Source organism: Lacisediminihabitans sp. (assembly GCF_043726815.1).
Classification (GTDB): domain Bacteria; phylum Actinomycetota; class Actinomycetes; order Actinomycetales; family Microbacteriaceae; genus Lacisediminihabitans.
Genome location: NZ_JAYSJZ010000077.1, coordinates 17,932 through 30,533, shown reverse-complemented (window position 1 = coordinate 30,533; position 12,602 = coordinate 17,932). Strand labels below are relative to the sequence as shown.

Below are 12,602 nucleotides of genomic sequence, written 5' to 3'. Positions count from 1 at the left end.
AGAATTACCATTAGTTCGTACTGATGCATAACTAACCCACCTCCTTTGGACTAGAACGGCCACAGACGATCTGTGACAGGAGGGTTTTGGCATCGTTGGCCACGCCGAAAGGCAATGGATAACCTGCCTAGTGTAGTCAGTTGCCCGTGCAAGAAACAAGGAGCTCTCTACGCATGCCAGTCAAGGTCGCCATCGCCGGGGTCGGCAATTGCGCTAACGCGCTCGTCCAGGGCGTCACCTTCTATGCCGATGCTGATGAGACGCAGACGGTCCCCGGTCTCATGCACACCCGCTTCGGCGACTACGGCATCGGCGACATCTCGTTCGTCGCGGCGTTCGACGTGGACGCCGCGAAGGTGGGGGTGGATCTCTCCGAGGCGATCTGGGCGAGCGAGAACAACACGCTGCGCTTCGCCGATGTCGCACCGGCCGGCGTGATCGTGCAGCGCGGCCCGACCCTCGACGGGCTCGGCGAGTACTACCGGGACGTGATCGAGGAATCCGAGGCCGCCGCCGTCGACGTCGCCCAGGCCCTGCGTGACTCCGGCGCCGACGTGCTCGTCTGTTATCTGCCGGTCGGTTCGGAAGAAGGCGCGAAGCACTACGCCCAGGCGGCGCTGGACGCCGGCGTCGCGTTCGTGAACGCCCTTCCGGTGTTCATCGCGAGCGACCCGGTCTGGGCCGCGAGGTTCGAGGCGGCGGGCATCCCGATCGTCGGCGACGACATCAAGAGCCAGCTCGGCGCCACGATCACCCACCGCGTGCTCGCTCGGCTCTTCGAGGAGCGCGGACTGGTGCTCGACCGCACGTACCAGCTGAACGTGGGCGGAAACATGGACTTCAAGAACATGCTCGAGCGCACGAGGCTGGAGTCGAAGAAGATCTCCAAGACCCAGGCCGTGACGAGCAACATCGACGTGACCCTCCCGGAGCGGGACGTGCACATCGGGCCGAGCGACCACATCCCCTGGCTGGACGATCGCAAGCTCGCCTTCGTGCGGCTGGAGGGGCACGGTTTCGGCAACGCGCCAACGACTCTGGAATACAAGCTCGAGGTCTGGGACTCGCCCAACTCGGCTGGGGTCGTGATCGACGCCATCCGGGCGGCGAAGATCGCCCTGGATGCCGGACTAGGCGGACCTCTCGAGGCGGCATCCGCCTACTTCATGAAGAGTCCGCCGCGGCAACACCCCGACCCGGTCGCCCGAGAACTGCTCGAGGAGTTCATCCGCGAACACGGCGGGGCGCGCTAGCGGGATTCCCACCAGGCGCGCAGGCGGTCGGCGGCCGATTCGGTGCCCAGCGGGCCCTCCTCGAGTCGAAGCTCGAGCAGGAATCGGTAGGCCTCGCCCACCTCGCGCCCCGGCGGCAGCGACAGGATCTCCATGATCTGCTCGCCGTCCAGGTCCGGGCGGATCGCGGCAAGCTCCTCCTCGAGGCCGAGCGTCACGATGCGCTCCTCGAGGTCGTCGTAGGCGAATGACAACCGGTCGGCCTTGCGGCGATTGCGGGTTGTCACGTCGGCCCGCGTGAGGATATGCAGCCGCTCCAGCAGTGGGCCGGCATCCCGCACGTACCGGCGCACCGCCGAGTCCGTCCAGGCCCCCTCGGTGTAGCCGAAGAACCTCAGGTGCAGCTCGATAAGCCGGGAAACGTCGGCGATGGTCTCGTTGTCGTAGCGCAACTCGCGCAACCGCTTCTTCGCGAGCTTCGAGCCGACGACGTCGTGGTGGTGGAAGGTGACAACGCCGCCCGCCTCCGTGCGCTTCGTCGCCGGCTTGCCGATGTCGTGCAGCAGGGCGGCGAGACGCAGGATGAGGTCGGGGGCCTCGCCCGGGTTGCGCTCGGTCTCGAGCTCGATGGCCTGATCGAGCACGGTGAGGCTGTGCTCGTAGACGTCCTTGTGGTGGTGGTGTTCGTCGATCTCCAGCCGCAGGGCGGGAAGCTCCGGGAGCACGATCGCGGCGAGGCCGCTGTCCACGAGCAGCTGAAGGCCCTCGCGCGGTGACGGGCTGCAGAGCAGCTTGCTGATCTCGTCGTTGATGCGCTCGACGGAGATGATCGAGATGCGGTCGGCGAGCGCGAAGAGGGCCGAGCGCGTCCGCTCGTCGAGCGCGAAACCGAGTTGAGAGGTGAACCGGGCGGCGCGAAGCATGCGCAACGGATCGTCACCGAAGGAATGCTCCGGCGTGCCGGGGGTGGTGAGGCGGCGCGCGACCAGGTCCTCGAGCCCGCCCGACGGGTCGACGAGTTGCTTCTGCGGAAGCCTGAGCGCCATCGCGTTCACGGTGAAGTCGCGGCGCACCAGGTCTCCCTCGAGCGAATCGCCGAAGTCCACGATGGGCTTGCGCGTCTCGCCGTCGTAGGCGTCGCTGCGGTAGGTGGTGATCTCCACGGTGTGGCCGTCGATGAGCGCGCCGATGGTGCCGAAGGCCCGCCCGATGTCCCAGTGGGTGTCGGAGATCGGCTTCACGATGCGAAGGATCTCGTCCGGGCGCGCATCCGTGGTGAAGTCGAGATCGTTGAGCGGGCGGTCCAGAAAGGCGTCGCGGACCGGGCCGCCGACGAGGGCCAACTCGAAGCCCTGGGCGGCAAAGGCGGCCGCGAGGCGTGAAATGTGCGGGGACTCGGCGAGGTCCGACAGCCGCTGAATTGCCGAAGCGACGCTTTCCATGGCTCCCAGACTAGTAGCGGCCGTCCACGGCGCGTGGTCGGCCGGCACAGGCGGCGCCGAGGTGGATGACCCTAGAATCACTTGGGGACGGCCAAGCAATTCTCGTGGTGCCGACCCCAATCGCCTATGAGACTAGTCACTTCCCTGATTGCGCTGGCCATGGCCATCGGTGCCATCGTGCTGCCCGTGGCGGCGGAGGCGGCCGAACCACCCGCGGTCGTCGCGACGTTCGCTCCGGCGGCCCTCGGCACACTGGCGCCGGGCCAGGACCTCGTGCTCAGCGGCACGATCACCAACTCCGGCAACCAGGCGATTCCGGCGGGCACTGCCACCGTGTCGCTCAACCGCACCGCCGTCTCGTCGCGCACCGATCTGGCCGGCTGGCACGACTCCGACTCCATTCTCGGCGACGACAAGCTCGGCACGCGGATCTTCGAGACCGGCACCCCCGAGGTGCCGGCGGGACGCTCCGTTCCCGTCGTGATCACGGTGCCGGCGGCATCCGTGACCTTGAGCGCCCAATCCTCGTGGGGCACCCGCACCACCGCCGTCACGGTGCGCAGCGGCGGCAGCGTCGTCGCCCAGGCCAGGACCGACATCGTGTGGGCACCGGGCGGTCCGGTCTCGGCCACCGGCCTTGCGGTCGCCTTCCCGCTGACGGTTCCCCACCCCGCGACGGGGCTCATCCCCGCCGACCTGCTCGCCACGTACACGGGGATCGGGGGCATCCTCTCCCACGACCTCGATGCGGTGATCGGGCGCAATGTCGCCATCGGAATCGATCCGATGCTGCTCGCCTCCATCCGCATCCTGGGCGACACCGCTCCGCCGTCCGCCACCGAGTGGCTGTCTCGACTCGAGGGTGCGCCGAACGACACCTTCGCCCTCAGCTACGCCGACTCGGATCTGGCCGGCGCGACCCAGGCCGGGTCGAAGCGGCTTCTCACCCCCACCGCGTTCCCGATCGACCCGACCCTGTTCCCCGGTGCGACCACGGCGTCCCCGTCGCCCCAGACGGGCTCTCCCACCGACGGCCCGACGCCCACGCCCACGCCCACGCCCACCGGCGAGCCGGTGAGTCCGCTGCCGACTCCCGAGAGCCTCGTCGCCTGGCCGTACACGATCGACAAGATCGGCTGGCCCAACGACGACACCGTGGTGGAGGCGGACCTCGACTCCTTCGACTCGTTCGGCCTCAGCACCACCATCCTGAATTCCTCGAACGTGTCGTACACCGTCAACTACACGCCGAGCGCCGCGGCGACGATCGACAAGCATCGCGTCGTCGTCTCGGACAACACGCTCTCCAGCTTGCTTCGGGCAGCGGCCGGGACCACGTCGCAGCTCGCGTGGGAGAACGCGATGGTGAGGCTCTCCGGGTCGATCGCCGTCGTCGGCCGGGAACGCCTGGCGGAGTCGCGCACCCTGCTGTCGACCCTGGGCCGCTCGGGGACGGGAGCCGAGCCGCGGTTGTCCCAGACCCTGGACGCGCTCGCCACCCTGCCGTGGGCGACCCCGGCCACCGTGGCGGCAGTGGCCACCGCGGGCGAGCCGATCAACGCGGCGCTCACCGCGAAGCCGGTGCCCGCCGCTCGGGTGGCCACCATCAAGGCCCTCCTGGCCTCCGAGGCGCAGGTCGGCAACTTCTCCTCGGTGCTGGCCGACCCCTCGTTGCTCACCACCGAACGCCGGCTCAGCCTGCTCGCGCTGCTCTCGAACTCGTGGACCGCGGATGATTCCGGGCTGGCAGCCGCGAACGCGAAGTACCTGGCCAGGTCGACCACGATCCTCGACTCGGTGAGCATCGCCGAAAGCAGTTCACTGTTCCTCACCTCGCAGAACAGTCCGCTGCCGGTGACGGTGAGCAACAAGCTGCCCTGGCCGGTCACCGTCTACGTGAGCGTGCGGTCTCCCACCGGCATCCTCGAGGTGCTCGAACCGCGAGTGGAGCTCACCATCGAGGCGAACTCGCAGGCCAAGGCATCGGTGCCGATCCGATCCGTGGCCAACGGCGAGGTGCTCATCGACACGACGCTGTCCAGTGCGACCAACATCCCGATCGGAAGACCGGTGCAGACCAGAGTAGAGGTGCAGGCGGGATGGGAGACCGCCTTCACCGCTGTCGTGGCCGCCCTGGTCGTCGGTGTCTTCGGATTCGGCATCTGGCGTAACATCCGCAAGCGGCGCAAGGGCAAGGAGCCCGCGGGCGACGAGTCCGGCGATCAGCCGGACGGGACCCCCGCCCCGGTCGATGCCCCCGCCGAGGCCGACGCCCCAGGGACCCCGGCCTCGTGAGCGACCCCGTCGACCCCGCTGCGGCCGTGGAGCCCCCGGCCCGGCTGGGGCGCGCGAGCGCGATCCTCGCCGCCGGCACCGTGGTGTCCCGTGTGTTGGGTTTCGTGCGCGCGGCCGTGCTGGCGCTCACCATCGGCCAACTCGCCGCCGGCAACGCGTTCGCTGTCGGCAACCAGCTGCCCAACAACATCTACGCGCTCGTCGCCGGCGGCGTCCTGAGCGCGGTTCTCGTGCCGCAGATCGTGCGTGCGGCAACGCACTCAGACGGCGGCCAGCAATTCATCAACCGCGTCGTCACCCTCGGCATCGTGGTCTTCGCCGTCGTCACGATCGCCGCGACCCTCGCCGCGCCGGCCCTCGTCAGCATCTACGCCGTGCAGTCGACCTCGGGCCGGGGCTTCACCCCGTCGGCATTCGCGCTCGCGACGGCGTTCGCCTACTGGTGCCTGCCCCAGATCTTCTTCTATGCGCTCTACAGCCTTCTAAGCGAGGTGCTCAACGCCCGGCAGGTCTTCGGCCCGTTCACTTGGGCGCCGGTGCTCAACAACGTCGTCTCGATCGTCGGTTTCGTGATCTTCATGATCGCCTTCGGCGCGGCCGAGCAGAACAGCACGGTCGAGGTCTGGGACACGGCCCGCATCACCCTGCTCGGCTCCACCACCACTCTCGCCGTCGCCGCGCAGGCGCTCGTGCTCTTCCTGTTCTGGAAGCGCGCCGGACTCCGCTACCGGCCGGACTTCCGCTGGCGAGGGGTGGGCCTCGGCGCCACCGGCAAGGCCGCCGGCTGGCTGTTCGGCATGATCCTCATCACTCAGCTCGCCGGAATCGTGCAGAGCCGGGTGGCCTCCATCGCCGCGGACACCGGGGCGTCGACCCTCGCCCTGCAGAACTCCTGGCTCATCTTCATGCTTCCACACTCGGTGATCGCGGTGTCGGTGGCCACGGCCTACTTCACCCGAATGAGCGGCCACGCGAGAGACGGCAACCTCGGCGGAATGCGCGAGGACCTCTCCGCCTCGCTCCGCGCCATCGGGCTTCTCATCGTGTTCGCCGCGGTGAGTCTCTCGGTCGTCGCGTATCCGTTCGCCCGGGTCTTCACCAACACCGGATTCACGGATGTCGCCGGCATGGGCAATGTGATCCTGGCCTTCCTGCCCGGACTCATCCTGTTCAGCATGCTGTTCGTGCTGCAGAGGGTGTTCTACGCGCTCGGTGACACGCGCACGCCCTTCTTCATGCAGTGCGTGCAATCGGGGCTGTTCGTGATCGGTGCCCTGCTTTGCATCATGCTCCCGACGGCGTGGATCGGCGTGGGCATCGCCGCTGTAACCTCCTTAGCCGGTAGCGCGCAGGCCGTGGTGGCGATCGTGCTGGTTCGCCGCCGGCTGAAGGGCATGGATGGTGCCCTCATTCTGCGTCGGCACCTGCAATACCTCGTGCTGTCGCTCGCCGCCGGCGTCGTCGGCGTCGGCGTGGTCGCCCTCCTCGGCGGTTACTCGCCGGACGGCTTCGCCCAGTCCGGAGTATTCTCCGCGCTCCTGTCGATCGTCATCGCCGCGGCGGTGATGGGGGCCGTGTACCTCGGCCTGCTCCTCGCCTTCCGCAACCCGGAGCTCACCTCCGTCACGAGCGTCGTGAGAGCGAGATTCGCCCGCCGACGCTGATTTCCGGCCGATCGTTGCCGGGTCCGCCGGGCTTTCGGGGCCATGGAATATCGTGCGAATAGGATGTGTTGTACCGGGAAGTGGAGCGGGCAGAGGCCCGCGCCCACCGTCATCCAAGGAGATGTTCCAGTTGCGTCAGACCATCATCATCGGTTCCGGTCCCGCCGGCTACACGGCGGCGATCTACGCCGCTCGAGCCAACCTAAACCCGCTGCTCATCGCGAGTTCGGTTGAGGCGGGCGGCGAGCTCATGAAGACCACCGAGGTGGAGAACTACCCGGGCTTCCCGGAGGGCATCCAGGGCCCGGACCTGATGGCGGCCTTCCAGGCCCAGGCGGAGCGATTCGGAACCGAGATCGTGCTCGACGACGTGACGTCGCTCGAGCTGAGCGGTGACGTCAAGAGGGTCACCCTGGGAAACGGGGACGTGCACGAGGCCCTCACCGTGATCTTCGCCACCGGGTCGGCGTATCGCAAGCTCGGACTCGAGGACGAAGAGCGCCTCAGCGGCCACGGCGTCTCGTGGTGTGCCACCTGTGACGGGTTCTTCTTCCGCAAGAAGAACATCGCGGTCGTGGGCGGCGGCGACTCGGCGATGGAGGAGGCCACCTTCCTCACGAAGTTCGCCGACAAGGTCTACGTGATCCACCGCAGCCACACCCTTCGCGCCTCCAAGACCATGCAGGATCGCGCGTTGGAGAATCCCAAGATCGAGTTCGTCTTCAACAAGACCGTCGAGCACATCTATGGAGACGGCGCGGTGACCGGCCTCGGCCTCGTCGACACGACGGACGGTTCGGAGACGACCCTGGATGTCAGCGGCCTCTTCGTGGCCATCGGCGCGGACCCCCGTACCCACCTCGTGCACGGCCAGCTGGACATCAACCCGGACGGCACGCTCGCCGTCGAAGGCCGCAGCTCGCGCACCAACATCCCCGGCGTCTTCGCCGCTGGTGACGTTCTCGACCCCACCTACCGGCAGGCCGTCACCGCCGCCGGTTCGGGCACCGTGGCCGCCCTCGACGCCGAGCACTACCTCGCCTCCATCCCCAAGGAGTTGCTCGCCAGAGCGACCGCCTTGCCTGAGCCCGAAACCGTATCGGCCTAGAGCCGATCCAAGCGAAAAGAGAGAAATCGATGTCAACTGCCAAAGATGTGACCGACGCCAGCTTCCAGGCCGACGTGCTGGACTCCGACAAGCTCGTGCTTGTGGACTTCTGGGCCGAATGGTGTGGCCCGTGTCGCGCGGTCAGCCCGATCCTCGACCAGATCGCCTCCGAGCACGCGGACAAGATCCAGCTCGTCAAGGTGAACGTCGACGACAACATGGAGATCGCGGCCAAGTACCAGATCACCTCGATCCCGGCCATGAAGCTGTTCAAGGGTGGCGAGGTCGTCAAGAGTGTCATCGGCGCCAAGCCGAAGCCGGCCCTCGAGGCGGACTTCGCCGAGTGGCTCAAGTAGTAGTCGGCGGGCTGTCCTAGCCCGCACGATTCCAGGGTCCGTCCACGCTCAGTGGGCGGGCCCTTTTTCGTCGCATTTCGGTCTGAGACGGCCCAACGGGGGCGCCCCAGACGCCACCGTCTATTGTTTAAGCTTCGCCACCTCTTCGCACAACCGGGATCCCAGATGACCAGCCACGGCACGTCGCCCCACCACGCGACCCAACGCGACGCCGGCCTGCCCGGCGCCGGAACCAACCTCGACCCGTGGTACGACCTGTACGCGGACCGCACGGCCGGCCTCAGCGCCTCCGAGGTGCGTGCCCTCTTCGCCGTGGCCTCGCGCCCCGAGGTGGTCTCGCTGGCCGGCGGCATGCCGTTCGTCTCCGCGCTGCCGAGTGAGCTCATCGCCGGCGCCTTCGAGCGGATGATGCGGGATGTCGGCCCCCAGGCCCTGCAGTATGGCTCCGGGCAGGGCGTTCCGGCGCTCCGCGAGCACATCCTCGAGATCATGGCGCTCGAGGGCATCCGGGCGAGTGTGGATGACGTGGTCGTCACCACCGGATCCCAGCACGCCCTCGAACTGGTGACGAAGCTCTTCATCAACCCCGGGGACGTCGTGCTCGCCGAGGGGCCGAGCTACGTGACCGCCATGGTGGTCTTCAACTCCTTCCAGGCGGACATCCAGCACGTTCCCATGGACGAGCACGGCCTGATCCCCGAGGCCCTGCGCGAGGCGATCACCCGGTTGAGGGCGGCGGGCAAGCCGATCAAGTTCCTGTACACGGTTCCGACCTTCAGCAATCCGGCCGGGGTGACCCTCAGCTGGGAGCGTCGGCTCGAAATCCTCGAAATCTGCCGCTCTCACGGCATTCTGGTGCTCGAAGACAACCCTTACGGGTTGCTTTACTTCGATTCGCCCCCTCCCCAAGCGATGCGCTCGGTGGAGGAAGACGGCGTGATCTACCTCGGAACCTTCTCGAAGACGCTGGCTCCCGGCTTTCGGGTCGGCTGGGCGCTGGCCCCGCACGCCATCCGCGAGAAGCTCATCCTCGCCAACGAGGCCGCGGTGCTCTCCCCCAGTTCGTTCAGCCAGCTGATGATCACGGAGTACCTCAACACCGCGGACTGGAAGGAACAGATAAATACCTTCCGGGGCATCTACCGCGATCGTCGCGATGCGATGCTCGGTGCCCTCGCCGAGTACCTGCCCCAGCTCTCCTGGACCGTGCCGAACGGCGGGTTCTACGTCTGGGCGACCCTGCCGTCCCACCTCGACTCGAAGGCCATGCTCCCGCGCGCGGTGAAGGAGCTCGTGGCCTACACGCCGGGGACCGCGTTCTACGCCGACGGCAACGGACGCAACAACATCCGGCTCTCGTTCTGCTACCCGACTCCGGACTTCATCCGGGAGGGCATCCGTCGGCTGTCCACGGTGATCAACGGCGAGATCGACCTGCTCAACACCTTCTCCCAGACCACGCCGCTCGCCACGATTCCGCTCAAACAGGGCATCGCGAGCCCGCCGCCCAACACCGACTAGCCGCCGGCCGGTCGGAACCAGTGAAGAGAGCGACGACATGAACGAGTCTTCCCCGCGCACCGTGGTGGTGCTCGCCGGCGGAATCTCCCACGAGCGGGATGTCTCCCTGCGCTCCGGGCGCCGGGTGGCCGACAGCCTCGCCGAACACGGCATCACCGTCGAGCTGCGGGATCCGGATGCGACGCTCCTCGCCTACCTCGCCGAGACCCGGCCCGACGTGGTCTGGCCCGCCCTGCACGGGGCGAGCGGTGAGGATGGCGCCCTGCGCGGCCTGCTCGACTTCATCGGCATCCCCTATGTCGGCTCCAATTCCGGTGCCTCCCGGCTCGCCTGGGACAAGCCGACCGCCAAGGTGCTCGTCGACCGGGCCGGCGTGGCGACCCCCAAGTCCATCGCCCTCTCCCGGGACGCCTTCCGCGAGCTCGGTGCGCAGAGCGTGCTCGATTGCCTCTCCCACGAACTGCCGGTGCCGGTCGTGGTCAAGCCCGCCCAGGGCGGCTCTGCCCAGGGCGTGACCCTGGTCGACGATCGGGCGAACCTGCCCCGGGCAATGGTCGACGCGTACACCTATTGCGATGTCGCGCTGATCGAGAAGCGCATCATCGGCACCGAGATCGCCATCGGAATCATCGACAGCGGCGAAGGCCCGGTGGCGCTCCCCGCGGTGGAAATACAGCCCCTATCAGGGGTTTATAGTTTTGAGGCTCGCTACAATGCCGGCGAGACCAGGTTCTTCACACCAGCGCGGCTGGGCGCGGAGGAGACCGCCCGCGCGGCCGAAGCGGCGCTGCTCGCCCACCGCACGCTCGGCCTGCGACACCTCTCCCGCGTCGATCTGATCGTGGACGAGGAGGGGATCCCCTGGTTCCTCGAGGTGAACGTGCTTCCGGGTCTCACTGAGACATCGCTTCTGCCTCAGGCCCTCGAGGCCGCCGGCCATGATCTCGGCTGGGTCTACTCGGCCCTCGCCGAGGCCGCCATTCGCGAGAGCCGGGCCTAGACAACTGCCGACCGGCTAGCCGAATCCCGGCTCGTTCAGCTCCGCGAGGATTCGGTTGAGGTCCGCCACGGTGGCGAAGTCGATCACTATCGTGCCTTTGGTCGCGCCGAGGTTCACCTTCACCCGGGTGTTGAGCCTGTCCCCGAGGCGTTCGGCGATCTCGTCCAACTGTCCCTGCCGCCGACCAGCGCTCGGCCGGGACGCGCGGGTCGGTTTCGTGGTGACGAGCCCCGCCGCGGACTCCGCCGCGCGCACGGACAGGTCCTCGTTCACGATCTTGTCTGCGAGGCGTTCCATCGTGGCGTCGTCCCCCGCCGAGAGGATGGCGCGGGCATGCCCGGCGCTCAACACTCCGGCCGCCACGCGAATCTGCACCGACGTGGGCAGCCGCAACAGACGGATGGTGTTGGTGATCTGCGGCCGTGACCGGCCGATCCGTGTGGCCAACTGGTCCTGGGTGATTCCGAAGTCCGCGAGGAGCTGCTGGTAGGCCGACGCCTCCTCCAGCGGGTTGAGGTTGGCCCGGTGCAGGTTCTCCAGCAGGGCATCCCGAAGCATTGCTTCGTCCGCGGTGTTCTTGACCACCGCCGGGATGGTCTCGAGCCCCAGTTGCTTGCTCGCGCGAAGGCGGCGCTCGCCCATGACGAGCTCATAATGCGGCCCCGTGGCCGTCGCGCCCACGATCGGACGCACGACGATCGGCTGGAGAACGCCGACCTCACGAATGGAGGCGACGAGCTCGTCCAGGTCCTCCTTGATGAAGTCCTTGCGCGGCTGGGCGGCGTTCGGCACGATGTCGCTGGGGGCGATGTTCGCGAGACGGGCTCCCGGCACCGCCACGAGGCCCTCCGGTTCCGGCCTGCTCGTGGGAAAGAAGACATCCACTGGCCGAGCGGGGCTACCCTCGTCCGTGGGGATGAGCGCGCCGATACCTCGGCCCAGTCCGGTTCTCTTTGGTGCGGCCATTACTGCGGTGCCCCTCGTCGTGCGATTTCGGCGGCCGCCTCGAGGTAGGAGAGCGAGCCGGTGGAGTTGGTGTCGTAACTGATTACGGTCTGACCATAGCTCGGCGCCTCTGAAATACGCACCGAACGCGGGATGAGCGTGTTGAGAACCTGGTCGGGAAAGTGGTCACGCACGTCCTGGGCGACCTGGTTGGCCAGATTCGTGCGGGAGTCGTACATCGTGAGCAGGATCGTGGAGACGGTGAGCACCGGATTGAGGTGTCGTTCGATCAACTTGATGTTGTTGAGCAGCTGGCTGAGGCCCTCGAGCGCGTAATACTCGCACTGAATGGGGATCAGCACCTCCTGGGCGGCGACGAAGGCGTTGATGGTGAGCAGCCCGAGCGACGGCGGGCAATCGATGAAGACGTAGTGGAACAGGTCCGGGCTCTCGGCGAGGAACTGATCGAGGGCGGTGTGCAGCCGCTGCTCGCGAGCGACGAGCGAGACGAGCTCGATCTCCGCGCCGGCAAGGTGAATCGTGGCCGGCAGGCAGTAGAGGGACTCGAATTCCGGGCTCTTCTGCACGACGCCGGCCATGGGGACGTCACCGATGATCACGTCGTAGACACTGATCGTCTCCGAGCGGTGTTCGATGCCCAGCGCGGTGGAGGCGTTTCCCTGGGGATCGAGGTCGATCACCAGCACGCGTGCGCCGCTGCGGGCGAGTGCGGCCGCGAGATTGACGGTGGTGGTGGTCTTACCCACTCCCCCCTTCTGGTTCGCGACGGTGAGAACCCGGGTCTTCGGCGGCAAGGGAAGTCTCTGGGCCGCCAGTGCGAGCTTGCGTCTCGTGATCTCGGACAGCTCCCGAGCCAACGGGGTGTCGTCGAACGCTCCGACGGGATTGACCTCGGTGGGTTCAGGATGTTTCACGTGAAACCTTCTTGGCTGGGGAGGTGGGGCGATGGTGAGCAAACGGTCCGGCGCACCGAGGCTGTGCCCGACCATCCGTCACGCTCGACTCACGTTGTGCGGCC

General features: G+C 67.4%; 10 protein-coding genes. 7 read left to right on the top strand and 3 right to left on the bottom strand.

Annotated elements, in window-relative coordinates; genetic code table 11:
• Window positions 1-173: 173 nt before the first annotated feature.
• Entirely contained in the window at window positions 174-1,253 is a 1,080-nt protein-coding gene (locus tag ACHZD8_RS11730) for an inositol-3-phosphate synthase (RefSeq protein WP_394770606.1), read from the top strand.
• Here ACHZD8_RS11730 and ACHZD8_RS11725 read toward each other — a convergent pair.
• Window positions 1,250-2,674: a CCA tRNA nucleotidyltransferase gene (locus ACHZD8_RS11725; RefSeq protein WP_394770605.1), complete on the bottom strand. Its 1,425-nt coding sequence runs from the start codon at window positions 2,672-2,674 to the stop codon at window positions 1,250-1,252. The genes ACHZD8_RS11730 and ACHZD8_RS11725 overlap by 4 nt on opposite strands.
• Before the next feature lie 126 nt (window positions 2,675-2,800).
• Between ACHZD8_RS11725 and ACHZD8_RS11720 the strand changes: the two genes are divergently transcribed.
• From ACHZD8_RS11720 to ACHZD8_RS11695, 6 genes are all read left to right on the top strand, one after another.
• Window positions 2,801-4,969, top strand: a complete 2,169-nt coding sequence (locus ACHZD8_RS11720; RefSeq protein WP_394770604.1) for a DUF6049 family protein — start codon at window positions 2,801-2,803, stop codon at window positions 4,967-4,969.
• Window positions 4,966-6,633: a murein biosynthesis integral membrane protein MurJ gene (gene murJ, locus ACHZD8_RS11715; protein ID WP_394770603.1), complete on the top strand. Its 1,668-nt coding sequence runs from the start codon at window positions 4,966-4,968 to the stop codon at window positions 6,631-6,633. The genes ACHZD8_RS11720 and murJ overlap by 4 nt, the downstream gene beginning before the upstream one ends.
• 130 nt (window positions 6,634-6,763) lie before the next feature.
• Entirely contained in the window at window positions 6,764-7,741 is a 978-nt protein-coding gene (trxB, locus tag ACHZD8_RS11710; RefSeq protein WP_394770608.1) for a thioredoxin-disulfide reductase, read from the top strand.
• 29 nt (window positions 7,742-7,770) lie between these two features.
• Window positions 7,771-8,097, top strand: coding sequence for a thioredoxin (trxA, locus tag ACHZD8_RS11705; protein ID WP_331900645.1), 327 nt, complete (start codon window positions 7,771-7,773; stop codon window positions 8,095-8,097).
• Window positions 8,098-8,262: 165 nt separating this feature from the next.
• Window positions 8,263-9,618 carry a PLP-dependent aminotransferase family protein gene (locus ACHZD8_RS11700; protein WP_394770602.1) on the top strand — a complete coding sequence of 452 codons (1,356 nt, stop codon included), beginning with the start codon at window positions 8,263-8,265 and terminating at the stop codon, window positions 9,616-9,618.
• Between the two features lie 37 nt (window positions 9,619-9,655).
• Window positions 9,656-10,618 (top strand): D-alanine--D-alanine ligase, encoded by a 963-nt coding sequence (locus ACHZD8_RS11695; protein WP_394770601.1) that lies wholly within the window; start codon window positions 9,656-9,658, stop codon window positions 10,616-10,618.
• A 15-nt stretch (window positions 10,619-10,633) separates the two neighbouring features.
• Here the strand turns inward: ACHZD8_RS11695 and ACHZD8_RS11690 are convergent, their stop codons facing one another.
• The gene (locus tag ACHZD8_RS11690) at window positions 10,634-11,584 is read right to left on the bottom strand and encodes a ParB/RepB/Spo0J family partition protein (protein WP_394770600.1); all 951 of its coding nucleotides are present in this window, start codon (window positions 11,582-11,584) and stop codon (window positions 10,634-10,636) included.
• Window positions 11,584-12,498 (bottom strand): ParA family protein, encoded by a 915-nt coding sequence (locus tag ACHZD8_RS11685; RefSeq protein WP_394770599.1) that lies wholly within the window; start codon window positions 12,496-12,498, stop codon window positions 11,584-11,586. The genes ACHZD8_RS11690 and ACHZD8_RS11685 overlap by 1 nt, the downstream gene beginning before the upstream one ends.
• Window positions 12,499-12,602 lie beyond the last annotated feature (104 nt).